Genomic DNA, 24,988 nt, shown 5'->3' on the forward strand with positions numbered 1-24,988 from the left:
CATCGGGCATCGGGCATCGGGCATCGGGCATCGGGCATCGGGCATCGGGCATCGGGCATCGGGCATCGGGCATCGGGCATCGGGCATCGGGCATCGCTTTTGGCAAACCTATATTTTAAATCTTTTTAATTACCTTAGTTTTCGAGATTTCTCACAAGCTTCATTTCTATCGCTAAATTTAGCGAAATTCTTAGCCTTTTTATCAAAATCGTTATTGTTTTTTGCACCCTTGTCGCTATTAATGTATTCGTTTAGCGCTCAGGCTTTATCAACTAAGACATTAAAAACGATTGAAGGTACTGCACCATATTTTACATTTGATGGTGGCCAAACTAAGGCGACTTCATTGGATAGTTTATTGGCTATTAAGTTACCGGATGGTAGGGTATTTACACCATCAACCAATCCTTCAAGTAAAGAAAATCCGATAATTTTACCTGTAGGGACTTCTTTTAGTAGTATAGGGATGTTGGTACCACCATCAGTTGAATCAGGAAGCTCAGTGAGTTTCAATGATTTAGTGAATAAATATCATTATTGGGGAGATGATGATGGTGATGGACAGGGTGCTAATGGGGTTAAGGCGAGAGGGGATTTATCGTTTGAACTTAGAAATAAATTTAATTTTTACGTAAGTCGTAATGATAGTGTGCATCCATGCTTGGGACCTTATCAGATAATATTACATAGTTCAGGTGGGGAGTTAATAACACAGTACGGGATACCAAATAGAGCACATTTTGACTCTAAAACAGTGAGGTATTATCTTGATTCGAGTCCGTCTATATCTGTTTGTTATGTAAGGCCAAATAGTGCTCCTCGTATAAGCGAGAGATTTGATAGTTTTAATGGCTTTTTGGTTAAATCAACCGATCCATCTTCTTACGGCCTTAATTTTCCGACAACAGGTGCTGATGGTTTATACTTTGATTTAATCATAGCAGGAGTGGATGGAAGTCAATTGACATGGTCTCCTGTTACTCGGGGAGGAATAACTGCTACAGTGAAGTGGACAAGGCCTAATACTGGTTCATACACAGACTCAGTAGGAAACATAATACTATACGATAAATGGATTATTAAGGATAAATCCAAGTATGTCACGCGGGTAACGTTAAATGGTCCTAGAGCAAGTCGTAGGCAGAGAAGTTCAAGTAACCCACGTCCTTTAAGTGTGCCATCTTTACCACAGACATTTGAGCTGGAAGGCAGGGATAGAAGTGGTAATGTGGTGGTAAAATATGGATTTGTGTTGAAGCAGTGGTTCGTCAATCGGGGTAATGAATTAGGAAATCAAGCTAGCCAATCATCTTGGTGTAGTAGTTTAGGCTATCGTTTGTCACGGATCAAGGACTTGACTTTCAAAATTTGTGGTCGCAATTGCAGCACATCCCCATCTTATCCTCCTGGATATGATGTTAATACGCGTCCAATAAATTCAGGCTTTTTTACTGAGTGGGGAGACATGAAGCATTACGCTAATGCAAACTTCTTCCAAGGGTTGTACTGGATGAGTGATATCAAGGACAAAATGGGCACTGCTGTCGGCTCGGACAGCGGTGGCGTATGGGGAAAGCAGCCTACCGGATATGATAGGAAGGCTGTTTGTGTCACCCCTTAGCTATTAGTTCTTAATCCTTGCTTCGGGGGAATATGACTTTAGTTGGACAAACTAATAAAGAACTGTGCCCCCACGCGAGGTAAGAGCTACGAGTAAATAAGATTAGGGGTATGTAATGATTAATATAAAATAAGTAAGAATAACCAAGCAGTTGGTGGTAAGGGTAAGTGTTTTGCTGTGCATTTTAATACAGCGGTGTTAATTTGATGAAAGGCATCTATTAAGTGTTTGACATAATATTAATATGCCTAACAGTAAAATTAGCACTGCTAGCACAGCCATTAACTTATTACCCAAGACTTTTAATCCAAAATTATCACGCGCTTGCTGATAAAAAAGTCGAAGGTAAGGAGATATCACTAAACCAGAGACATACGCATGTTAGGTTGCAACTTCCCGATCGAAGTGCGAATGGTTTTTGATTTAGTTATATCTAAAACACCAACTGCTTGGCCCTCAAAATGACATCATGCAAAGACAAAAATCCCTAGCAAAATAAGTTAGAAAAGTAATTGATTTTATTTTATTTTTCATAAAATAAAACTCATTTATTCTATATCTAGTAAAAAACCAGACATTACCTCTGGTCTTTTTACTTTTTTATCACGACAATTTTTAGAAATCTAAATTCGCTGCTTTAAGGGCATTTTCTTCAATGAATAGTCGACGAGGTTCAACTTCATCACCCATTAATGTGGTGAACAATTGATCTGCTTCAATTGCATCTTTAATGGTGACTTGCAACATGCGACGACTAGTTGGATCCATTGTTGTTTCCCATAATTGTTCTGGGTTCATTTCACCAAGACCTTTATAGCGTTGAATTGTTAAGCCACGGCGAGACTCTTTGATTAACCAGTCGACAGCTTCGTCAAACGAGCTAACCGGCTGTTTTCGTTCACCGCGTTGGATAAATGCGCTGTCTTCCAGTAGCTCTTTGAGTTGTGCCCCAAGGTGGCAAATGTTGCGGTATTCATTGCTGTGAATGAAAGCTTGATCTAACGTGTAATTCGTGTCAACACCGTGCGTTTTGACTTTAATTACCGGCAGGTGCAATTGGGTCTTTTCATTGTAGTCAGTTGAATAGCGGTAACTGCTACCATGTTGTTCTTTACTTGTAAGTTTTTCGACAAGTGTTTTTGCCCAATTCTCTGCTTGTTGTTGGCTTTGTAGGATATTTTCATTTAGTGCATCATGGTACACCAATTCGGAAAGTAGCGCTTTTGGATAGCGTCGTTCCATTTTGGTGATGAGCTTTTCAACCTTTTGATATTCTGCAATCAGTCGTTCTAATGCTTCACCAGCAAGTGCTGGGGCATGATCATTAACGTGTAACGAGGCATCTTCAAGCGCTAAGGCGATTTGGAATTGCGTCATGGCATCATCGTCTTTGATGTATTGTTCTTGTTTGCCTTTTTTGACTTTGTATAAAGGTGGCTGTGCAATATAAACATAGCCACGTTCTATGATTTCTGGCATTTGGCGATAAAAGAACGTTAATAATAAAGTACGAATATGCGAACCATCGACATCGGCATCGGTCATGATGATAATACTGTGGTAGCGCATTTTGTCTGGATTATATTCGTCACGACCTATTCCACAACCCAGTGCGGTAATCAATGTACCGACTTCTTGCGATGAGAGCATTTTATCAAAACGTGCTTTTTCGACATTTAAAATCTTACCTTTAAGCGGTAAAATTGCCTGATTTTTGCGGTTACGACCTTGTTTTGCCGAACCACCTGCCGAGTCCCCTTCCACTAAGTAAAGTTCTGATAGAGCAGGGTCTTTTTCTTGGCAGTCAGCGAGTTTTCCCGGTAAGCCACCAAGGTCTAATGCGCCTTTTCGTCGTGTCATTTCGCGTGCTTTGCGCGCAGCCTCACGAGCTCTTGCAGCGTCGATGATTTTGCCGACGACAATTTTGGCATCGGATGGGTTTTCAAGTAAGTATTCTGCTAACTTTTCGCCCATGACGGATTCTACAGCTGATTTGACTTCTGACGAGACTAACTTGTCCTTGGTTTGTGACGAAAATTTAGGGTCAGGGACTTTAACTGATACAACAGCAATTAGACCTTCACGCGCATCATCACCTGTAGCGCTGATTTTAGCTTTTTTACTGTATCCTTCGTTTTCCATGTAATTGTTTAATGTGCGCGTCATTGCACCACGGAAACCGGCTAAATGTGTACCGCCATCTCGTTGGGGGATGTTGTTAGTAAAACAATAGATATTTTCTTGATAGCCATCGTTCCACTGTAATGCAACTTCTACGCCAATATCGTCTTTTTCCGTACTGAAGTAAAATATTTTTGGATGAATCGGGTTTTTGTTTTTATTGAGATATTCAACAAAAGCTTGTATTCCGCCTTCGTAATGATAATGTTCATTTTTTCCTGTACGTGCATCAAGTAATTTTATCGATACACCTGAGTTTAGGAACGAGAGTTCACGAAGCCGTTTGGCTAGTATTTCGTAGACAAATTCAATGTTGGTAAATGTGTCAGGGCTTGGCCAGAAGCGGACATATGTGCCTGATTCTGTGGTTTCACCAATCACGTTAAGAGGTGCTTGTGGTACCCCTAAGTTGTAAATTTGTTGGTGTATTTTTCCGTCACGATAAATCACCAGTTCTAATTTATCTGATAGGGCGTTAACAACGGAAACTCCCACACCATGTAAGCCACCAGAGACTTTATATGAGTTATCATCAAATTTGCCACCCGCATGTAAAACAGTCATAATAACTTCAGCCGCTGAGATACCTTCTTCTTCATGAATACCAGTTGGAATGCCGCGGCCATCGTCGCGTACAGAAACCGAATTATCGGGGTGGATGGTTACTTCAATATGGTGACAATAACCGGCCAATGCTTCATCAATGGCATTATCGACCACTTCAAAAACCATATGGTGAAGTCCTGTGCCATCATCAGTATCACCAATATACATACCTGGACGTTTACGGACAGCATCAAGTCCTTTGAGTACTTTAATGCTAGAAGAATCATAAGAATTAGACATGGATTTCTCGACTTATTTGATTGTTTATATCATTCTGTATATTTACGAGATTATACCAGATTTTATGTAAAAAATCTTATCATTTTCATCGATCATATGGGTAATTTGCGATTGATTGACGGCTGTAATAAATACTTGTGAATTAGCAAGTTTGAGCCGTTTGGCTAATAATGTTCTTTTGTTATTATCTAATTCAGATGCAAAATCATCAATCAAGTAAACGCAAGCTTGGGTATTTTGCTTTGAATAATATTCTCCTTGCGATAGTCGTAAAGCACACATTAATAACTTTAATTGTCCACGAGATAATAGATCTTCAACGGGAATATTGTCGATGCGTAAGCGAATATCCGCTTTATGCGGGCCGGTTGAGGTATAGTTGAGTAGTTTGTCGCGTTCATACTGTTTTTGGAGTATTAGAGCATAATCTGTGTCGTGATCCCAACCTTGGAAATACTGGCAATTTAGCTTATATTCGGGTAAAAAGTCATGGCACGTTTGGATTATTTCAGGGAAAATTTGTTGTGAGTAATCAGCTCTGATTTGACTAACTCTTTCTGCAATGGGGGCGATTTCTTTGTCCCAAGGTAATAATTGGTTATAATTTTTAGTTTGCTTTAGTAGTGCGTTGCGTTGTTTAAATAGACGTTTTAAGTTGTTCCATAAATGGACAAATTCAGGGTAATGGTGAAAGCAACCCCAGTCGATAAATGAACGTCGATATTTAGGCCCCCCCGTTAATAAGTCAAATCCTTCTGGAGTAATGAGCTGGATAGGGAGCAATTTGGCTAGATCAGTGAGTCGAAAGCCTTCGTCTCCGTCTATTTTGATTTTATTTTCACTATTGCGTGATTTAGCAAGGCCAATTGAGTGTGTTTGTTGGTTGGTGTTTTTTATTTCACTAAATAATACCAGTTCAGGCTGTTCATGCTGAATGATGCGATTTGATTGCGCGTGCCTAAATGCTCGTCCATGCCCAAGCATATAAATGGCTTCAAGTAGGCTAGTTTTGCCACTACCATTATCGCCAACAATGAAGTTGAAATGCGGTGATAAGGTAAGTTTTGCGTAATCAATATTACGAAAATGATGTACGTTGATGGTTGAAAGAGTCATATGCTATCAATTATTCCGGCCGAAGCCGGAAAATTAAGTAAGAGTTGATTATAAGCGCATTGGCATAACAACATAAGTGGCAGATTGATTATTGATATCTTCAATTTGCACACTTGATACGGCGTCAGTGAGTAATAGTTGTACACTATCACATTTCAATGTATTTAATATGTCAAGTAAATAGGTGACATTGAAGCCAATTTCAAGCTCTGCTGATTCATATTTTACGTCAACAACTTCTTCAGCTTCTTCTTGTTCAGGATTGTTTGCAGTAATTTTTATTTGGTTGTTATGGACATGAAGTCGAATACCTCGGAACTTTTCATTAGATAAGATAGCAACTCGTGATAGGGCATTTCTAAGTTCTTCACAAGAGACTTCAAGTGGTTTATCTGGATTGCGTGGTAATACGCGTTTATAGTCAGGAAATCGGCCATCAATGAGTTTTGATGTGAAAGTGAAATCACCAAGGTTAACACGTAAGTTATTATTACCAATTTGCATCGTGATAAGTTCGTCGTTATCGCTAACCAGTTTTGCAAGCTCAAGCACCCCTTTTCTTGGTAAAATAACGGAGTGAGTAGTTTGCGTATCTTGTTCTATTAGTTGTGCGCATAGTGCTAATCGATGTCCATCGGTTGCAACTGTTTTTAATAGGCCATCTTCAATTTCAAATAACATGCCATTTAAATAATATCTGACATCTTGGTTTGCCATTGAAAATTGCACTGCATCAATCAGTCGTTTTATGGTTTTTTGTGGAACAGAAAGGTCAACATCGCTTTGCCAATTTTCCAAATTAGGAAAATCATTAGCCGGTAGCGTTGCTAAAGAAAATTTACTACGACCGGATTGAATCATCAATCGGTTATCGTCAACGCTTATCGATATTTGGGCATCATTAGGTAAGTTTCGGCAGATATCAAGAAACTTTCTGGCTGGTACGGTAGTCGCACCCGGCTCACTTGGTTCGGTTAATTGTAGATGGGATATCATCTCTATTTCAAGATCCGTTCCCGTCATTGATAGCCTGTTGTCATTGACTTGTAATAATAGATTCCCCAAAATTGGTAGCGTCGGGCGATTACTCAGTGGAGCGCTGACAAGATGTAAGGGTTTTATCAGTTTTTCACGATCTATAATAAATTTCATAGTATTGATTCTTTTTTAAGTTGATAATGTTCGAATTAAATTGGAATAATCTTCTTTAATTGCATTGCTTTCTTCTTTTAATTCTGCAATTTTTCTACACGCATGTAATACGGTTGTATGATCTCTTCCACCAAAGCCGTCACCAATTTCAGGTAGGCTTTTGTTAGTGAGCTCCTTGGCAAGCGCCATTGCGACTTGTCGTGGTCTTGCAACCGAACGCGAACGACGTTTAGAAAGTAAATCTGATACTTTAATTTTATAGTATTCGGCAACAGTTTTTTGAATATTTTCAATGGTAACCAGTTTTTCTTGTAGCGCCAATAGATCTTTTAAGGCATCTTTAACAAAATCAATGGTAATAGCTTTTCCCGTAAAGTTAGCATTGGCGATGACGCGATTAAGTGCACCCTCTAACTCTCGTACATTGGAACGCAGCCTTTTAGCAATAAAAAAAGCGACTTCTTCGGGTAATTTGATATGATTTTCTTCGGCTTTTTTCATTAGAATGGCAACCCGCGTTTCGAGCTCAGGGGGCTCGATGGCAATGGTTAATCCCCAACCAAAACGTGATTTTAACCGGTCTTCAACACCATCAATTTCTTTAGGGTAACGATCCGAGGTTAAAATAATTTGCTGATTGCCTTCTAATAATGAATTGAACGTATGAAAAAATTCTTCTTGCGATCGCTCTTTATTGGCAAAAAATTGAATATCATCAATAAGCAAGGCATCAACTGAACGGTAGTAATTCTTAAACTCTTCAATAGCATTATTTTGTAGCGCTTTTACCATATCTTGCACAAAGCGTTCTGAATGCATGTAAACCACTTTTGCATTGGGCTTTTCTTCCATTATTTGATTGCCTACTGCGTGTAATAAATGCGTTTTTCCTAAACCAGTAGAGCCGTATAAAAATAATGGGTTATAAGCTTTGCCGGGGTTTTCAGCTACTTGTTTTGCCGCCGCAACACCTAGTTGGTTTGATTTACCTTCAACAAAACTATTAAAAGTGTGTTTATGATTAATACCTGAACGGTAAATATGATTTTGATTTGTTTCTTTTGTTGTTTGCCAAGCTGGTAAAACATCCATTTTGCGCTGGCTACTTTGGGCTTTTTTATCTGTCGATACGGTCGAGCCAACTTCAAGAAATAATTTTAAAGAATCATCATTAAAAAGCTTATTTAGTAATTGGGATATAGTAGTTAAATATTTATTTCTTACCCAATCTAGCACAAATCTATTTGGTGCATAAATATAAAGTTTGTTATCGACCATTTCCGCTTGCAACGGGCGAATCCATAAATTGAATTCCGTTGTAGGAATTTCTTCTTGTAATTGAGAAAGGCAATCTTGCCAAATCGCGGTAGGCACGGCAACTCCTTCAATTTTTCTTACTAACAATACCGTAAAGCATTATAATCCCTTTTGTGGATAATTTGTAGATCTAAGGTGATATATATTTAGTTGTTAACAAAAAAGAGAGATAAAAAAACCCGGCTTTTAACCGGGTCTTAATGAATAACTTAAAAAAACAAAAATTAATTTGTTGAATTAGTTACTTGAACTTCTTGAACGTTACGTGCTTTAACTTCAATTTCAACACGACGATCTGGTGCTAAACATGCTTTTAAGTCAGCGCCACGAAGTGCATTACATTTAGTACCAGTTACTGGTTGAGTTTTACCTACACCATGAGCACTGATTAAGTTAGCAGGAACACCTTTAGAAATTAAGTATTTCATTACAGAATTAGCGCGTTGTTCTGATAATTTTTGGTTGTAACTATCTGAACCGATACGGTCAGTGTGGCCAATTACAACAACAGCACTTTCAGTTGGGTTAATTTTAACAAGGCTTGTTAATAAGTTGTCTAATGCTTGACGGCCTTCAGCTTTTAAGTCAGCTTTTGCATAAGCAAATAGAACATCTTCATTTAATACATAACGTTTTACTTCAGTTTTTAACTCAACTGGAGCTGGAGCAGCTGGTGCGCCTAAACGGTAAGTAATACCTAAACTTACTAGTCCTGCATCTGGAGATGCGTCAGTTTTAGTATGAATATGTTGAACATATTGGTATTCTAAACGAGTAGAGAAGTCTTCGTCGAAACGATAGTCAAGACCTAACGCATACACAGGAGATAGGTCAGTTTTTGTACCATTGTCAAGTTTGTCGCCATCTTTTACTAAACCGCCGTTTTTCCATTTAGCGATAGTTACCATTCCACCAGCACGGCCATAGATATCTAGGTTGTCAATGATAGGGTAGCTTAATTTACCAGTTAAAGATACGCCTTGGGCAGAAACTTTACTATGACCTACATCATAATTTGTGCCTGCATAATGGAAAGATCTTTTGTATTTAGCAGATCCTAACCAGTCATAACCTAATTCAAAAGCTAAATAAGGATTTGCTTGAAAACCAAGGAAAGCACCACCAGCAATATTACTACGGTTTGAAGTGCTAATACCAACGTTATCCCATACACGGACTTTATTCGCATCTAATCGATAAAGCTCTGACCAACCTAATTTAGCACCTGTATAAAAAGTGTTGTCTTCGTATGCTGCATTAGCTGCAGTAGCTGTTAAACTTGCAACTGCGATTGCTAGAGCTAGAGTAGTTTTTTTCATTTTATTGCCTCAACTTATATGTTGTTATAGACGATGTTTAGTTTCTTTTATTGTTTAAAATTCACTTCAAATAAAAAGAACAATACTTATTTTTATATAATTATGTTACCCATAATCTGTTTCATAGTATAGCATAGTTAATAGGCAGATCCATAACTAATGATGGTATAATACAAAAAAAATTTAAATAATTTTATCAAATGATTTTGTTAATTGTTATGTAAAAGTCATTAATAGTATTGGCTAATGAATTAGCCATAATAATGAAGTCAGCTTCTAGTCTTTTATCAAATTCATCTGAACCGATATCTTCATTTTCGTCTAAAATAATCGAATCAAATTTAATTCGTTTAAATGTTAAGTCATTATTAACGATAAAGCTAACACCTCTTTCATCAATAATTTTAATTTTTGTGACCCATTTGCCAGAATCAAAATGAACACGCATTTCGTCACCGGTGATCTCTTGGTTTTTGCAATTGATAATTCCATTACCTTCAAGAGGGTCTTTGAGCTCGGCTTGATCACCTAATATAAATGGTGGAAAATTCAGGTTTTCTTTAACCCAAGTCGTCATAACTTGTTCAAGTGGTTTATCAATTGATAACGGCGTTAATGCAAGCGATCCAAGCTCTTTGCGCAAAATGGCTAAAATATCTTCGGCTTGTTTAAAGCTACTACAATCAACAATAATGCGTTTATTCTGTGTATCAATCCACAACCAATAGTGATTATATTTACTAAATGCTCTTGGCATGAGATCAATCATGACTTCGTCTTTTAAGGTGGCTTTTTCGTTTTTAGTTAGTTTTCTACTGAGTGCGTGTTCTTGTTTATCGATTTTCTCTAATAACGCCTGTTTAATAACAGGGGTGGGTAATATTTTAGTTTCTTTTTTGATTCTTAATAATAAATGCCCTTGCATATCAATAATAAAAGCATCGTCATTATTATCATGATAAGGCGATACCCAACCCATTTTTGTAGTGTCTAAATTACCGCAGGGGGTAAAAAGATGCGATTTTAGTGCGTTTTCAATCGCATCTTTATTAAGTAACGTGTCATTATTGAGTTGATAAATGATGGCATTTTTAAACCAAAGCATACTTTTCTATTTCCTGAGTTTTTTGTGGTAATGATTTTATTTCACTTAAACAGCTAATAAATTAGTGCTGATATCTATTAATTAAAAATTATAAGATACACCCATATAAATCGAGGTGACAGTGTTTTTGTCAACCATTGGGCTATCAGCTGCGTCGCCAGTTAATTTATCGATATGAATACCGCCAAAAGTGGCCATATTTTCGGTAAATGAATATTGTACTGCGATTTCGGCGTAAGGTGTCAATGAGCTATTAGCATTGAAGTATCTCAATCCTGAACGAGATGATTCTTTATGCGAAATACCATAGTAATAACTATTGTGTTTACCATTAGCCCAATTTATACCAATGGTTGGTGCAACAATGAAATTGCCTTGCATATAAGGAACGGTATAATCGCTATTAACTAAAATACTATTACTTTTATTTAGCATATCAGCCCCAACGCTACTAGAAAACACTCCCCAGTTGGTTATAAGGGAATATTCTATTTCCGTCAATAATGTTGCGTGACGGCTATCAAGTTGTTTTAATTGGTGATTATCTGAATTGTGTGGTTTAAATTCATTAGATAAGTAGCGAGCACCAAGTGAAATACTTTGATCCTCAGAATGATAAACATAAATCCCTGCGGATAAATCATCGATAAAAAATAGCCCATTGTCATAATCAATATGGGGAATAGGAGAATAATGAGCACTGTAACTTTTATAAGGTGAATTTTCCCAACCAATACCAATCCCAAGGGAAGTGGGCTCAGCTAATGCGATTTGGGTAGTTCCTAATGCTATTATTGATAAAAAAGAGAGTGCATAAGGTATTTTTTTCATTTTTTGATGCCCGTATATCGTGGTTATCTATAAAAGAGAGCGCTTGTTATCCGTTCGCAGATTTTATTATCTTCTTAGTGAGTTTTTTTTATTTTGCTTATTGTCACACAATTCATACAGTAATTATACATTGTAACAGACAAATTTCTTGAATAATAATGCCACATTTTATCGTGTTTGAATATGGATTAGTGAGATAATTATGAGTAAACCAACTTTAGAAATGATTAACAGTCGTCCTGATGATGCGACATTGTTAGCGGATGAAGCTAAATATTGTTCTTTTGGCGATACCGTGCATTATGTTGAACCTCCAAAAATCTTTGATGGTTGTGAAGGTAGTTACATGTATGACAAAGAAGGCAAAGCTTTCCTTGACTTACAAATGTGGTATTCTGCGTGTAACTTTGGTTATGCTAATGAACGTTTAAATAATGTGCTTAAAAAGCAAATTGATACCTTACCACAGTGCGCTAGCCAATATTTGCATCCAACTAAAATTGAATTAGCCAAAACAATTGCCCAAGGCATGGAAAAACGCTTTGGTTATGAAGGACGAGTACATTTCAATGTGGGTGGTTCACAATGTATTGAAGACTCTTTAAAATTGGTTCGTAATGCATCTGGCGGTAAATCGTTAATGTTTGCTTTCCAAGGTGGATACCATGGCCGTACTTTAGGGGCATCATCCATTACATCAAGTTATCGTTATCGTCGTCGCTATGGTCATTTTGGCGATCGTGCTATGTTTGTTCCATTCCCATATCCTTTCCGTCGTCCGAAAGGCATGACAGCAGAAGAATATGGTGAACATTTGGTGGCTGAATTTGCGCGTTTATTTGAAACCGAATACCACGGTGTTTGGGATCCAAAAGTTGGACAAGCGGAATATGCAGCGTTTTATGCCGAACCTTTACAAGCAACAGGCGGTTATATTGTGCCTCCTCGTAATTACTTTAAAGGTCTTAAAAAAGTGTTAGATCAGTATGGTATTTTATTAGTCGTTGATGAAATCCAAATGGGCTTTTACCGTACTGGTAAACTTTGGTCAATTGAACACTTTGATGTCAAACCTGATGTTGTGGTTTTTGCTAAAGCATTAACTAATGGCCTTAATCCGCTAGGTGGTTTATGGGCACGTGAAGAATTAATTAATCCACAAGTATTCCCAGTTGGTTCAACTCACTCAACATTTGCCTCAAATCCACTTGGTACAGCAGTTGGTCTTGAAGTGTTAAAAATGACTTCTGAAACCGATTACGAAAAAATGGTCATGGACAGTGGTGCTTATTTCCTCGAAGGTTTAAAAACACTTGAGAAGAAACACAAAGAGATCGGCGAAGTTGATGGTTTAGGCTTAGCGCTTCGTGCTGAAATCTGTACAGAAGATGGCTTTACAGCTAATAAAGCCTTAGTTGATAAAATGGTTGATATTGGTATGTCAGGTGATCTTGATTGGAAAGGTACCAAAATGGGCTTAGTGCTTGATATTGGTGGTTACTATAAAAACGTGATTACCTTTGCGCCATCGTTACACATCTCTCGTCAAGAAATTGATCAGGGTATTGAACTGTTGGATCAATTAATTACTCGAGCCAAAAAAGAGCTTTAATTGTTTTATTTTCATTTTCCCGTCAATGTCTATTGGCGGGACCGCGAGTTACAGCCAATCTTATATTTAACGTTATGAAATATATCAATCAGTTAGAACCTAATGAATTAATAGACAATTTTCTAGCTCATCCTCCACAAGAATTTTCCGCATGGCTGAGTGAAGATGGTGTGCCTGTTTTTTCTGCCAAGTTTGATCTTCTTACTACTGCAGATGATGATTTCAGACATAAAATTCAAAAACTGCCTTTTTACCATAAATGGCAGCGCTATTTACAACCCAATACTTGTTTTGTTGGCGCAACTGTTTCGGAATATGCGTTACTAAATGATAAAGTGGATGCTAATCAATTAGCACAACATCTTAAAATGGCTTATGCTAAGCAATATCCTTTTTTGATTGTTAAAGATATACCTGTTGCATCGCCTTTACTGAGCGAAAAAGAAAATGATTATTCAATGCATCTTATTACGTCATTAAAAAAACAGGGGTTTATTGAAGTTGAAGGGCAGGCATTAGCTTGGCTACCGATTGATTTTGCCAATATAGATGAGGTTTTTTCACGATTTTCTTATAGCCGGCGTAAAAATTTTAGACGAAAACTAAAATCACGCCAAAAATTAACTATTAATGTGTTGCATAGTGGTGATGAGTGTTTCTATGACCAAGCGGTTTTAGATGAGTATTATCAATTATATCTTAATGTTTATCAGCAAAGTGAAATCCATTTTGACTTATTGACTAAGCCCTTTTTTACTCAGCTATTACAAAGCAAAACCCAAAATGCGCATATTGTGACTTATCACCATGATGATAAGTTGGTGGGGTACAATATTTGTTTTGTTGTGAACAATATGCTAGTTGATAAGTATATCGGTATGGTTTATCCACAGGCAAGAGAGCTCAATCTCTATTTTGTAAGTTGGTTTGTAAATCTTGAATATGCTTTGCAGCAAGGATTTAGTCATTATATTGCGGGTTGGACCGATCCTGAAGTAAAAGCATCACTCGGTGCAAAATTTACTTTTACTAAGCATCTTGTTTATATTCGCAATCCATTATTAAGAGCTGTATTACGCAGATTGATTGGTCACTTTGAAAGTGATAAGGAGAAAGTAGCATGACCTGTCCTATTATTCTCAATTTTGATAGAAGCGTGGGAGATATTTGTTATGCTCAAACGGTTGATGTTACGCAATGGCAAGATACAATTCGTTTTGGTTGCACTAAGAAACAATTTTGCCAATTTAAACAGGTATTACAGCAATCTTTACCCGAAAGCCATGGCACGGTATTAATGGGCAGTGGTGATTTTCATCATATTTCATTACTACTTATTGAACGTTTAGCAAAGCAATATTCCGCAGATAATCCGATCCAAGTTGTGATTTTTGATAATCATCCAGACAATATGCGCTATCTATTTGGTGTGCATTGTGGATCATGGGTTAGTTATGTGGCAAGTTTACCTTTTGTGAGTCATGTACATGTGCTAGGCATTACCTCCCATGATATTGGTATAGCCCATTTTTGGGAAAATAGATGGAAACCGCTGCTTCATAAAAAATTGACTTACTGGAGCCTAGATGTCAATGTCGCATGGGCAAAAAAAATTGGCTTAGGACATGCTTTTAGGCATTTTGCCACACCAGATGACCTTATTGCCAACTTCTTATCCGAACAATATCATAGCGCACAACCGGTCTATTTATCGATTGATAAAGATGTATTAAGCGAAGAAGTGATTCACACCAACTGGGATCAAGGCAAACTACAAACGTATCATCTGCTTGATACTATATCGTCAATTAAACCTAGAATTATCGGCAGTGATATTACCGGTGAACTATCAATATGGCAGCCATCTAATTGGTTTAAACGTTTGCTTAGTTCTCTTGATAAACAACCGAGCATATCGCCAAATAACCTTCTTAATTGGCAGCAAGAACAGCATCAACTTAATTTGACGCTATTAAAAGCATTAACAGTATAAATTTTTAAAAGTTTCAGGAAAGTAGGCTTAAGTATAAAATGGCCTAGCTTTCCATTATGATTGGAACTTAGGGTTAATGGTTGTGCGGATTTTGTTGAGATAATTTACTTTCTGCTAATGCCAAAAAGAGAATGCCTGAAACAATTAATATTGTACCAATTAACTTGAATAAGGTAATCGGTTCATGAAACAACCAAATTGAAACAACCATAACTGTCACAACTTCGAAGTGTGATGCGGCAAAAGCGGGTCCTACAGGGGCTTTTTTTAATAACGTCATCCAAGTAAAAAACGTCAGAATATAGCCTGCTATTGAGATATAGATCCAAGGGTTAGTAAATACGCGAATTAACCATTCAATGCTCATCTCTAACGGTTGAGCTTCAATCGCTGTTAATTTAAAACTGCATTGTGCAATTGTGTCAAAAAAGAGCAATACAGAAAAGCCAATTAAGTAAAATCTAGCCATATTAAGACATTCCTACAAAAACAACACCGGCGGTGATTAATAGCATTCCGATCAAGCGATAACTAGTCAGTAATTCTTTGAAAATAATACGGCCAACTAGCATGATAGTAATAATATTAAATGAGGCAAGTAATACCCCTTGAGAAAGAGGCACTAAAGTTAAAAAAGCTAACCATAATAAAAATTCAGCAATATACGAGGTAACGCCAATCCAAATCCACTTATTTTTTGCTAAATCTAGCCAATAGTACCAACCATCGCGATTGTTGGGTGCGATGGCTGCAAATTTAAAAGCGACTTGTCCTAAAGTATCGAAACAAATGTTACTAACCCAAAGTAAAATAACTAATGGTGACATTATGCTTTTATTCCTTCTGCTATATTATCAAAGAAAGAAGCACACTCCTTGATCACTTCGCGGCGCTGGCTATCAATGGTAATTAAATGATAGCTATCATTTAATACCACTAACTTTGTTGGTCCTGAAACTTGCTTTTCGACCAATTTGGCATTCGTTTCTATATTGGCGATATCATCGTTACCTGAATGCATAATTAAACAAGGCGAAACTACTTGGGGCAATTGCTTGCGCATCGCTTTTGCTAATAACTGCATTTCGGCAAGCGCAGGGAATGGATTTCCTGCAAGGCCTGCTGATGCAGCATCACCACTTAACATACTTTCAGAGACTACCGCACGAATGCGTTCATCTTTAAGCCCATAAGGTGGTTGTTCAATGAAAACCTGTTTTTGAAAAATCCCCAATTTTTTAAAGTAAACGAGTAAGAAAAACAGTTTTTTTGCCCAAAATGGCATACTCCAACCATCGTAACAAAATGTGGGTGCTAATACACCAACCCCTTTAATTTGTTCAGGTCTGTCTACTGCCAGTTTGAGTGCAAGTAGTGCGCCCATTGATAGTCCCGCAACAAAGATATTATCCACATGCTGCGCTAAATAATCAGCACCATCTTGCACACTTTTATACCAATCTTGCCAAGTTGTTTTACACAGATCTTCTTCCGTACCACAATGCCCCGCTAACTGGATGGCATAAACCGTAAATCCTGCTTTATGTAAACCATTGGCTAAAATTCGCATTTCATTGGGGGTACCGGTTAAGCCATGAATCAACAGTACGCCATTTTTATTACCTGGTAGAAAGTAAGATAAATCTTCGATTGTACTCATTAACGTTCCTTATTCTTTTACCATCATCACAGGAATAACCGCTTGTTGAGCTTGTTCTAATGCGGTTGTGACATCGGCAAAGCTGGTGATTTGCGTGTGTGCTATGCTATTTTTTTCGCAATAGTTAACTAACTTATCTTTAGCAAAGACAAAATCAACATTATGCGACACACAATAGTCTGACGTACCGTCACCAACATAAAGTATTTGTGGAAAATATTTTTGTTTTTTAACATGATTACATTTGCAATTACCGCTTTTTTTGATGCAGTTTTTGTTTGCATAGGGGAACTCAAGGCGCCAACTGCGCGCATTATTATGCAGTAATTTATTGGCAAAAATTGGCAACTGTTTAATACCATGACGTTTTAAAATAAACTCAATGGCATAATCAAGCCCATCGCTAACTATATGAACGGGGATGTTATTTTGTTCAGTATAATCAATAAAAGATTTAAAATCTGGATCTATTTCGATTTGTGATAAGACTTCATTAAGCTCATCTAAGCTTGCATCCATTAAGGCAATTTGTTTACTCATACATTCTTGAGAGCCAATTTCGCCATTAACCCATAATGTTTCGAGCTCATCACAACCCTCTTGACCAAAATGGCTTAGTAAGGTGTCGGTAACATCTTTTACACTAATTGTGCCATCAAAATCGCACAAGACAATTGGCGAGTGATGTTGTGTATAAGATGGATGAAAAAGAAAGTTTGTAATTGATGAAAAAGTATTCATGTTTAATGTAAAAATAGCCTATTTAAAGATATTGGCGCAAATTCTCTCATAGAGTAACTATAAACTTTGTAGGCTCTTTGTATATATTTTGTAACGAGGGAAGAATTGTCTGTATAATGAGGTATCTCTAAGTAAAAGTGGCAGTGATTAAGAACAAATAATGAGTGAACGTATATTAATCATCGAAGATGATCAGCGGTTAGCCAATTTAATTCAACTCTATTTAATTCGGCAAGGATATCATGTTGAATGGCATAATAGTGGTGCAGGTGCTGAAGAAAGAATTCAACAGCTTAATCCAGATCTGGTTATATTAGATGTGATGTTACCTGAAAAAACGGGTTTTGATATTTGTCGTGATATACGCACATGGTTTACTAACTACATCCTTATAATGACAGCTAGCGAAGATAATATTGATGAGATCGTTGGACTGGAATTGGGGGCGGATGATTATTTAGCTAAGCCCGTTGAGCCAAGATTACTGCTTGCCCGCATACGAGCCTTATTAAGACGAAAACAGATAGAAACCGACAAAGACAATCATAAAGAATTGATTGTGCCATCAAATAACAAAACGCTAATATTTGACAATTTATTCATCGATGGCGAAAACCGAAAAGTGCTCATGCAAGAGCAAGAAATTGATTTAACAACTGCTGAATTTGATCTGTTATGGTTACTTGCGCATAATGCAGGGACCATTTTATCTCGAGATGATATTTTTTCTCAGGTAAGAGGGATCGATTTTGATGGTAGCGATCGTTCTATTGATGCACGGGTGTCAAGACTTCGTCGAAAATTACTTGATGATCCAGATAATCCATCGCGCATCAAAACCGTGCGTGGTAAAGGCTATTTATTTATGCGAGAGGGAGAAAACCATTGAGCCAATTATTAGCCAAACCGCTATTTTTTAATCGCCGAATTGTATTTTATCTAGTCATTTTACTTTTGTTGCAAAGTATCATTGCTTATGGTGCTTTATTGGTTTTTGATTCATTACCTTCATCATTAACCGATATGCCTGATGATCATATTGTATTTCGAGAATCTCAACGAGGCACGGTAAACCTGATTCGTATGCAAATTAACGAGCACAAAGATCGTCCCCTTCAAGACGTGGTTAATGAATTACAACCTTATTTTGGTTACCCTATCGAAGTTTTGCCAATTAATACACCCTTACCCGATGCGGTACTTAACGAGTTACACAAACTGGACTTTTCTTATGATAGCGATAAAGAGGTCGTTTATATTGATTTAAAAGATGGCAACTTATTGCAATTAGGTCCCATTGCCATGCGAGACATTTTGGCATCCAACACCATGTCATTGACCATTTTTCTCATTATTTGGGCTGTATTTAGTGCCATCACCTTTTTTATTTTAATTTATATGGCGTTTAGCGCTGTTTGGAAAGATCTGGTTAATATCAGGCAGACCGCCGAACAACTAGGACAAGGTAATTTAAAAGCACGAACCGAAAATGTAAAAGGTTGGTTGTTTAAGCCGCTCGCTAACGTATTAAATAATATGGGCACGCATATTGAACACTTAGTAAGTACCAATCAAACGATTTCTCATGCAATGGCACATGAGCTACGTACCCCGCTTGCACGAATGCGATTTGAACTTAGTATGCTTGAAGAAGCTAACGATGAACAAGAAAAACGTCTTCTACAAAAAGGTATGAGTGATGATATTAACGAGCTTGAAACATTAATCAATGCCAGCTTGAATTATTTTAAAATGCAGCAAAGCAATATCGAGCTAAACTTAACGCGTGTAGCACTCAAAGAGTGGGGCGAAAAAGTATGCCAATCACTGGCGTTATTCAAACCGAAAGGATTTGAGCTAACTTGTAATAGCCAAGATGAACACGCCATGATTGACACCAATTTAGTTGAAACTATTGTAAAAAATCTGTTACTTAATGCGTTTAAATATGCAGCTCATAAAGCGGTTTTAAATATCACCAAACATGAAAATCGTGTTATCCTTGAGATCGATGATGATGGCGCAGGTATTCCTTTTGATGCGCGCGAAAAGATTTTTATGCCTTTTGCCAGACTTGATACTAGCCGTACACGTTCAACTGGTGGTTATGGGCTTGGTTTAGCTTATGTAAAATTAATGGCAGAATTTCATGATGGCAAAGCGTTTGTTGTCACCAGCCCGCTTGGTGGGGCTAGATTTGTGGTTTCGTTAAAATCGGGCGATGAATAGCGACTGTATTTATGTTGTAATACGGTCAAAAAGCAGTCAGTAAAGATATTGATTTTATTGAATTTTTTATTTTTGTTTTTTTAGTTAACATATGGGTTATTTTATTAAAAAACGGCATTGTTTAGCTAAAAGGCAATTTTGTCGATACAAATAGCCTGTTTTCCGTTTCAGAAATAACAAAAATTTGTTATATTCATCAACCAATACAAGAATTAATAGCAAAGCAAATATTCTTAATTTGTTTCTAATAAATATATCATCAGAGGTTTTTTATGAGCGGTTCACTACCGACAGAGACTGAAACTCGTCCGACTAATTTTATCCGCCAAATTATTGATGCGGATCTTGCTGCTGGCAAATATAAAACAACGCATACCCGCTTTCCGCCAGAGCCAAATGGCTATTTACATATTGGGCATGCTAAATCAATTTGTTTAAATTTTGGTATTGCGCAAGACTATCAGGGTAAGTGTAACTTGCGTTTTGATGATACGAATCCTGCTAAAGAAGATATAGAGTATGTTGAGTCGATTAAACAAGATGTCCGTTGGTTAGGGTTTGAATGGGATGGTGAGATTTGTTACTCATCTGACTATTTTGACCGGCTATATGATTATGCAATTGAACTCATCAATAAAGGGCTTGCTTATGTAGATGAACTGTCTGCTGATGAAATTCGTGAATATCGTGGTACTTTAACGCAACCGGGTAAAAATAGTCCTTATCGTGATCGTAGTGTTGAAGAAAACCTAGCTCTTTTTACACAAATGAAAGAAGGCAAATTCGCCGAAGGTAAAGCCTGCCTACGTGCCAAAATTGATATGGCATCGCCATTTATTGTGATGCGCGATCCGGTGTTATACCGCATCAAATTTGCCGAGCATCACCAAACAGGCAACAAATGGTGCATTTACCCAATGTACGATTTTACCCATTGTATTTCAGATGCGATCGAAAACATCACCCATTCACTTTGTACGCTTGAATTCCAAGACAATCGTCGTTTATATGATTGGGTATTAGACAATATTACGATCGAAGCGCGTCCTCATCAGTATGAATTTTCAAGATTAAATCTAGAGTATGCCATTACCTCTAAACGTAAGTTAAATCTATTAGTATCAGAAAAAATTGTTGATGGTTGGGACGATCCACGCATGCCAACGGTATCGGGTTTACGTCGTCGTGGTTATACACCTGCTTCAATTCGGGAATTTTGCCGTCGAATTGGGGTGACTAAGCAAGAAAATACTGTTGAAATGAGTACTCTTGAGTTTTGTATTCGTGAAGATCTGAACGAAAACGCACCTCGCGCAATGGCAGTGCTAGATCCAGTTAAAGTTGTGATCGAGAACTTCTCAGACACGATTGACGAAGTGCTTAGCATGCCAAATCACCCAAACCGCCCAGAATTAGGTGCTCGCGAAGTGACATTCACGCGTGAAATTTACATCGACCGAGCTGATTTTAGGGAAGAAGCTAACAAAAACTACAAGCGTTTAGTACTTGGTAAAGAAGTGCGTTTGCGTAATGCCTATGTTATTCGTGCTGATCGCGTTGAAAAAGACGCCGAAGGCAACATCCAAACAATCTATTGTAGTTACGATCCAGCCACGTTAAACAAAAATCCGGAAGATGGTCGTAAAGTGAAAGGTGTTATTCATTGGGTTTCGGCTAAATTTGCCAAACCAGCTGAAATTCGTCTGTATGATCGTTTATTTAATACGCCAACCCCAGGTGCAGCCGAGGACTTTTTATCAACCATTAATCCTAATTCATTAATTATTAAACAAGGTTTTGTTGAGCCAAGTTTACAACATGCACAAGCTGAGCATGCTTATCAATTTGAACGTGAAGGCTATTTCTGTTTAGATAATAAATATGCAACCGAAGATAAGCTTGTGTTTAACCGAACCGTGGGTTTAAGAGATAGTTGGAACGAAGCATAATTTAACTAAGTCATTCGCCGACTTATTGGGGCGGCGAATGATTGTAGTTGCCACTTCATTTACATTACTTCAATCTAATTCAATAAATTATTCTTCGTGTTTAAATAATTTTGTTTGTTGATCTAAATAGCTCAGCACATCAGGCATTCGGTGTTTGCCTGCCATTGATTGCACGCTATTAGCTGCATTTATTAGCGGTATGCCTATCGAGGTAACATATAACGGGTGCTTGCTTTGACCACGGAGAACTTCGATCAAATACTCGCTATTGCCTGAAAACGGCTTTTTAGCAACACCAATAATAGGAATGGTTTTGTTTAATGCATGATACAAATGCCCACCTAGCCCTATCTTACCTTCATCCAAATGCACATAACCATCAATCACAATACAGGTAAGTTTACTTAAATTAATTTTATCAAGCAGTGACATAATGCAAGGCAATTCACGTTGATAAAACTGACCTGACTGATAGGGCGCAACATTATCTTGATAATCTGTGATTACCTGTTCAATTGCTGAGGTTGAATCAGTCCAATGATGAAATAAAACGCCGACCGCTTTGGCGCAGTTATCAATGTAATAAACATCAATTGCAAGTATCATATTAAGTTATCTTCTATTTAAAACATTATTTATCAATGAATCAATACATTGAAACTAACTGAGTAAGATAACATAATTACTGTTATTAATTCAATGTGATAATATTCACTTCTGTATTGATTATTCTATTGATTATTATTAAATATACTTATTAAGTTTAGTTATTCCGATGGTCATAAGCCAATCCACTAAACAATACATCATTTAAAAAGTATAAGCCGTCAATCTGTTGCAAATAACTTAACTCTACCCGAACCGGTGGGTTAAACTCAGTTTTATTTCTTCTCTCATTCATTTTATTTTCCTTTTCGCCCTGTTCTAATTATTGTGATGCGTGATCCGGTGTTATACCGCATCAAATTTGCCGAGCATCACCAAACAGGCAACAAATGGTGCATTTACCCAATGTACGATTTTACCCATTGTATTTCAGATGCGATCGAAAACATCACCCATTCACTTTGTACGCTTGCATTCCAAGACAATCGTCGTTTGTGTGATTAGGTATTAGACAATATTACGATCGAAGCGCGTCCACACCAGTATGAATTTGCAAGATTAAATTTAGAGTACGCCATTAAATCTACTTTTTCCAATCCCGACAACGCTACTATCACTATCCAAAAATTGGTCAGAAAATGTATTGATTTTATTGAAGTTTTTATTTGTTGGTTTTTAGCTAAAAACCACCACTCAAAACTATTCCCCAAAGCACACACACATAAGCTGACTCATCCTTTAACAAAACTTTACAAATTTTTAACAAAAAAGGTAGCACATTATTATTCAAGCGATTATAATTTAAGCGCTTTCAAAGCAAGGGAGTGCTCATTAGTCGAGCAGTCAATTATAAAAAATTCAAATAAAACAAAAAATTACTTGACAGGATGATCGAAATGCGCTATCATACTTGGCATCTGGCATCTGGCATCTGGCCTGCCAAACCTATGCTCAAAATCTTTTTCAATTTCACCGTAGTCTAAATCAGACACAGTTCTTATTTTCATCAGCGAAGTCATTTCGCGTAGCGAAATGGACGCCGTCATCGAGGTCTTTACTGGCGATGTCTTCGGCGGGTACTTCGGCAACATCTTTGGAAACATCGTCGGAAACTGCTTTGGTCAGGTCATCGGCCACATGTTCGGTAAAATTATCGTCGATATCCAAGTGGTTATTAGGGCCGCCATTGCTATCCAAACCGAGGTTATTGTTTAAACCTTCATTGTTATCTAAATCGGCGTTGTTCTTCGTGTTGTTGTTCTTGTTGTCGTATTCACAGGGTTCTGTGGCATTAACGGCCCAGACATCAAGGGTAATAGAGGGAGGTGCGCCGTATTTTACGTTTGACGGAGGTCGAACGAGGGTAACTTCAAGGGATGACTTCGTTGCTATAACGTTGCCGGATGGTACAAGGATTACACCATCAACAAATACATCAAGTGCGACAAATCCGATAATATTACCGGCAGGGAGTACATTAGGTGATATAGGAATGTTGGTGCCGCCGGGATATATTTCACGAAATTTAAGTGACTTAGTAGCATTGGGCAATTGGGGGGATGATGATGGGGATGGTCAGGGTACAAATGGTGTAACAGCAACAGGGATAATATCGGTTTATTTCTCTGACAAGAATGGTCGTAGCGTAAGTCGTAGTGATATATTAAGTGCTTGCGACTCTCCTTATAGAGTGACATTAGATGTTACACATAGTAGTTTAACTACACAGTATGGTGTGCCTAATAGTAATACTTTTTCTAGTCAGTCTGCGACGTATTACATCAAGCCGGATTCTTCTGTTGTTTGTTACTTTGTGAGTCACGCAAGGCCGAATTTGTTCTTCGGTGGTACTGGTAATAATGTTTCTAATCTATTTGACGGTTCCATATTCGCCGGCCCAGCTAACATATGGAGTCCTACAAAGGGTTTTTTAACTCAGTCAACTGATTCATCCTCTTACGACCGAAATTTTCCTACAACGGGTGCTGATGGGTTGTATTTTGACTTAGAGATGCCTGCAGGAGTTAATGCAGGTCAGTTGACATGGTCTGTTGTCACGAATGGTGATATAACAGCTACGGTGACAAGTGTAGCAGCTAATGATAGATGGATTCCTAGTGCTGATAGGGGAAAAGTTGTCGCACGAGTTAAGTTAAGCGGTCCTAGGGCTGATGATACTCAGAAAAATTCAAGTAATCCTAGTCCGCTAGATGTCCCCTCTTTGCCACAGACATTTGAGTTAGTCGGTAGGGATGGTCGAGGTAATGAGGTTCGTTATGGATTTGTGATAAAAAGATGGTTCGTCAGTCGGGGTTTTAGTACTGTTTCTTACTCTATCCAATCCACTTGGTGTAGAAGTTTGGGTTATCGTCTTCCTAGGGTAGGAGAATTATCTAATTCAGGCAGCAGCAGTATGAATTTATCTGTTAATCATTACAAGCGTCATATAGGTTCTGGTTTTTTCACGGAGTGGGGCTACATGAGAAGCTACGCTGGTGCGGGCTTCTCCGACTACGCCCACTGGGCCTACACATCAAGTTCAGGTAGCGATGCCTACTCTGCCTCCGCGGATATCGGCGGTATCAGCTATAGCAGCCGCAACTGGGGCGCCTCAATTGCTTGCGTCGCACCTTAGTTTTTAGCGTTTAGTCCTTAATCCTTGGGCCGCGGGGGCGGTTATGGTGCCTGAGAGGACAATCTAACAAAGAAT

At 37.8% G+C, this 24,988-nt stretch carries 20 protein-coding genes and 2 pseudogenes; 9 read left to right on the forward strand and 13 right to left on the reverse strand.

Annotated elements, in window-relative coordinates; genetic code table 11:
• A pseudogene (locus GQ598_RS02715) lies at window positions 1-1,621 on the forward strand (hypothetical protein); the annotation flags it as partial.
• Between the two features lie 615 nt (window positions 1,622-2,236).
• On the opposite strand, the gene gyrB reads toward GQ598_RS02715, so the two are convergent.
• The 7 genes from gyrB to GQ598_RS02750 all read right to left on the reverse strand — a co-directional run bounded on the left by gyrB (window position 2,237) and on the right by GQ598_RS02750 (window position 11,488).
• Complete coding sequence (gene gyrB / locus GQ598_RS02720; RefSeq protein ID WP_160402249.1) at window positions 2,237-4,648, reverse strand: DNA topoisomerase (ATP-hydrolyzing) subunit B; 2,412 nt, start codon at window positions 4,646-4,648, stop codon at window positions 2,237-2,239.
• A 42-nt stretch (window positions 4,649-4,690) separates the two neighbouring features.
• Entirely contained in the window at window positions 4,691-5,764 is a 1,074-nt protein-coding gene (recF, locus tag GQ598_RS02725) for a DNA replication/repair protein RecF (protein ID WP_160402250.1), read from the reverse strand.
• Window positions 5,765-5,812: 48 nt separating this feature from the next.
• Window positions 5,813-6,916: a DNA polymerase III subunit beta gene (gene dnaN, locus GQ598_RS02730; RefSeq protein WP_160402251.1), complete on the reverse strand. Its 1,104-nt coding sequence runs from the start codon at window positions 6,914-6,916 to the stop codon at window positions 5,813-5,815.
• Between the two features lie 15 nt (window positions 6,917-6,931).
• On the reverse strand, window positions 6,932-8,290 hold the full coding sequence (dnaA, locus tag GQ598_RS02735) for a chromosomal replication initiator protein DnaA (protein ID WP_091348334.1): 1,359 nt from the start codon (window positions 8,288-8,290) through the stop codon (window positions 6,932-6,934).
• A 167-nt stretch (window positions 8,291-8,457) separates the two neighbouring features.
• Window positions 8,458-9,552 carry a porin OmpA gene (gene ompA / locus GQ598_RS02740; RefSeq protein ID WP_091348328.1) on the reverse strand — a complete coding sequence of 365 codons (1,095 nt, stop codon included), beginning with the start codon at window positions 9,550-9,552 and terminating at the stop codon, window positions 8,458-8,460.
• A gap of 196 nt (window positions 9,553-9,748) precedes the next feature.
• The gene (locus GQ598_RS02745; RefSeq protein ID WP_160402252.1) at window positions 9,749-10,657 is read right to left on the reverse strand and encodes a recombination-associated protein RdgC; all 909 of its coding nucleotides are present in this window, start codon (window positions 10,655-10,657) and stop codon (window positions 9,749-9,751) included.
• A gap of 81 nt (window positions 10,658-10,738) precedes the next feature.
• On the reverse strand, window positions 10,739-11,488 hold the full coding sequence (locus GQ598_RS02750; RefSeq protein WP_160402253.1) for a MipA/OmpV family protein: 750 nt from the start codon (window positions 11,486-11,488) through the stop codon (window positions 10,739-10,741).
• Between the two features lie 202 nt (window positions 11,489-11,690).
• On the opposite strand from GQ598_RS02750, the gene GQ598_RS02755 reads away from it, so the two are divergent.
• The 3 genes from GQ598_RS02755 to GQ598_RS02765 all read left to right on the forward strand — a co-directional run bounded on the left by GQ598_RS02755 (window position 11,691) and on the right by GQ598_RS02765 (window position 15,093).
• A complete protein-coding gene (locus tag GQ598_RS02755; RefSeq protein ID WP_160402254.1) occupies window positions 11,691-13,100 on the forward strand; it encodes an aspartate aminotransferase family protein in 1,410 nt (469 codons plus the stop codon).
• Between the two features lie 74 nt (window positions 13,101-13,174).
• The gene (locus GQ598_RS02760) at window positions 13,175-14,224 is read left to right on the forward strand and encodes a GNAT family N-acetyltransferase (RefSeq protein WP_160402255.1); all 1,050 of its coding nucleotides are present in this window, start codon (window positions 13,175-13,177) and stop codon (window positions 14,222-14,224) included.
• On the forward strand, window positions 14,221-15,093 hold the full coding sequence (locus GQ598_RS02765; protein WP_160402256.1) for an arginase family protein: 873 nt from the start codon (window positions 14,221-14,223) through the stop codon (window positions 15,091-15,093). The genes GQ598_RS02760 and GQ598_RS02765 overlap by 4 nt, the downstream gene beginning before the upstream one ends.
• A gap of 73 nt (window positions 15,094-15,166) precedes the next feature.
• Here GQ598_RS02765 and GQ598_RS02770 read toward each other — a convergent pair whose 3' ends face one another.
• The 4 genes from GQ598_RS02770 to GQ598_RS02785 are packed head-to-tail and all read right to left on the reverse strand — an operon-like array spanning window position 15,167 to window position 17,494.
• The gene (locus GQ598_RS02770; RefSeq protein ID WP_091348309.1) at window positions 15,167-15,562 is read right to left on the reverse strand and encodes a multidrug efflux SMR transporter; all 396 of its coding nucleotides are present in this window, start codon (window positions 15,560-15,562) and stop codon (window positions 15,167-15,169) included.
• Between the two features lies 1 nt (window position 15,563).
• Window positions 15,564-15,920, reverse strand: coding sequence for a hypothetical protein (locus GQ598_RS02775; protein WP_091348305.1), 357 nt, complete (start codon window positions 15,918-15,920; stop codon window positions 15,564-15,566).
• Window positions 15,920-16,753: a carboxylesterase gene (locus tag GQ598_RS02780; protein WP_160402257.1), complete on the reverse strand. Its 834-nt coding sequence runs from the start codon at window positions 16,751-16,753 to the stop codon at window positions 15,920-15,922. Before GQ598_RS02780 ends, GQ598_RS02775 begins: the two co-directional genes overlap by 1 nt.
• Window positions 16,754-16,762: 9 nt before the next feature.
• Window positions 16,763-17,494, reverse strand: coding sequence for an MtnX-like HAD-IB family phosphatase (locus GQ598_RS02785; RefSeq protein WP_160402258.1), 732 nt, complete (start codon window positions 17,492-17,494; stop codon window positions 16,763-16,765).
• Between the two features lie 160 nt (window positions 17,495-17,654).
• On the opposite strand from GQ598_RS02785, the gene GQ598_RS02790 reads away from it, so the two are divergent.
• The 3 genes from GQ598_RS02790 to glnS all read left to right on the forward strand — a co-directional run bounded on the left by GQ598_RS02790 (window position 17,655) and on the right by glnS (window position 21,672).
• Complete coding sequence (locus GQ598_RS02790) at window positions 17,655-18,383, forward strand: response regulator transcription factor (protein WP_160402259.1); 729 nt, start codon at window positions 17,655-17,657, stop codon at window positions 18,381-18,383.
• Window positions 18,380-19,723: an ATP-binding protein gene (locus GQ598_RS02795; RefSeq protein WP_160402260.1), complete on the forward strand. Its 1,344-nt coding sequence runs from the start codon at window positions 18,380-18,382 to the stop codon at window positions 19,721-19,723. The genes GQ598_RS02790 and GQ598_RS02795 overlap by 4 nt, the downstream gene beginning before the upstream one ends.
• A gap of 272 nt (window positions 19,724-19,995) precedes the next feature.
• Window positions 19,996-21,672, forward strand: a complete 1,677-nt coding sequence (gene glnS / locus GQ598_RS02800) for a glutamine--tRNA ligase (protein ID WP_160402261.1) — start codon at window positions 19,996-19,998, stop codon at window positions 21,670-21,672.
• An 87-nt stretch (window positions 21,673-21,759) separates the two neighbouring features.
• Here glnS and GQ598_RS02805 read toward each other — a convergent pair whose 3' ends face one another.
• Both GQ598_RS02805 and GQ598_RS02810 read right to left on the reverse strand, forming a co-directional pair.
• Window positions 21,760-22,278 carry an endonuclease V gene (locus GQ598_RS02805; protein ID WP_160402262.1) on the reverse strand — a complete coding sequence of 173 codons (519 nt, stop codon included), beginning with the start codon at window positions 22,276-22,278 and terminating at the stop codon, window positions 21,760-21,762.
• Window positions 22,279-22,435: 157 nt separating this feature from the next.
• A complete protein-coding gene (locus GQ598_RS02810) occupies window positions 22,436-22,573 on the reverse strand; it encodes a hypothetical protein (RefSeq protein ID WP_160402263.1) in 138 nt (45 codons plus the stop codon).
• A gap of 29 nt (window positions 22,574-22,602) precedes the next feature.
• Between GQ598_RS02810 and GQ598_RS11050 the strand changes: the two are divergent.
• Window positions 22,603-22,863: pseudogene (locus GQ598_RS11050) on the forward strand (glutamate--tRNA ligase family protein); the annotation flags it as partial.
• Between the two features lie 325 nt (window positions 22,864-23,188).
• Window positions 23,189-24,913 carry a hypothetical protein gene (locus tag GQ598_RS02820; RefSeq protein WP_160402264.1) on the forward strand — a complete coding sequence of 575 codons (1,725 nt, stop codon included), beginning with the start codon at window positions 23,189-23,191 and terminating at the stop codon, window positions 24,911-24,913.
• The last annotated feature ends 75 nt before the right edge of the window (window positions 24,914-24,988 follow it).

Source organism: Gilliamella sp. Pas-s95 (assembly GCF_009795795.1).
Taxonomy (GTDB): Bacteria; Pseudomonadota; Gammaproteobacteria; order Enterobacterales; family Orbaceae; genus Gilliamella; species Gilliamella bombicola.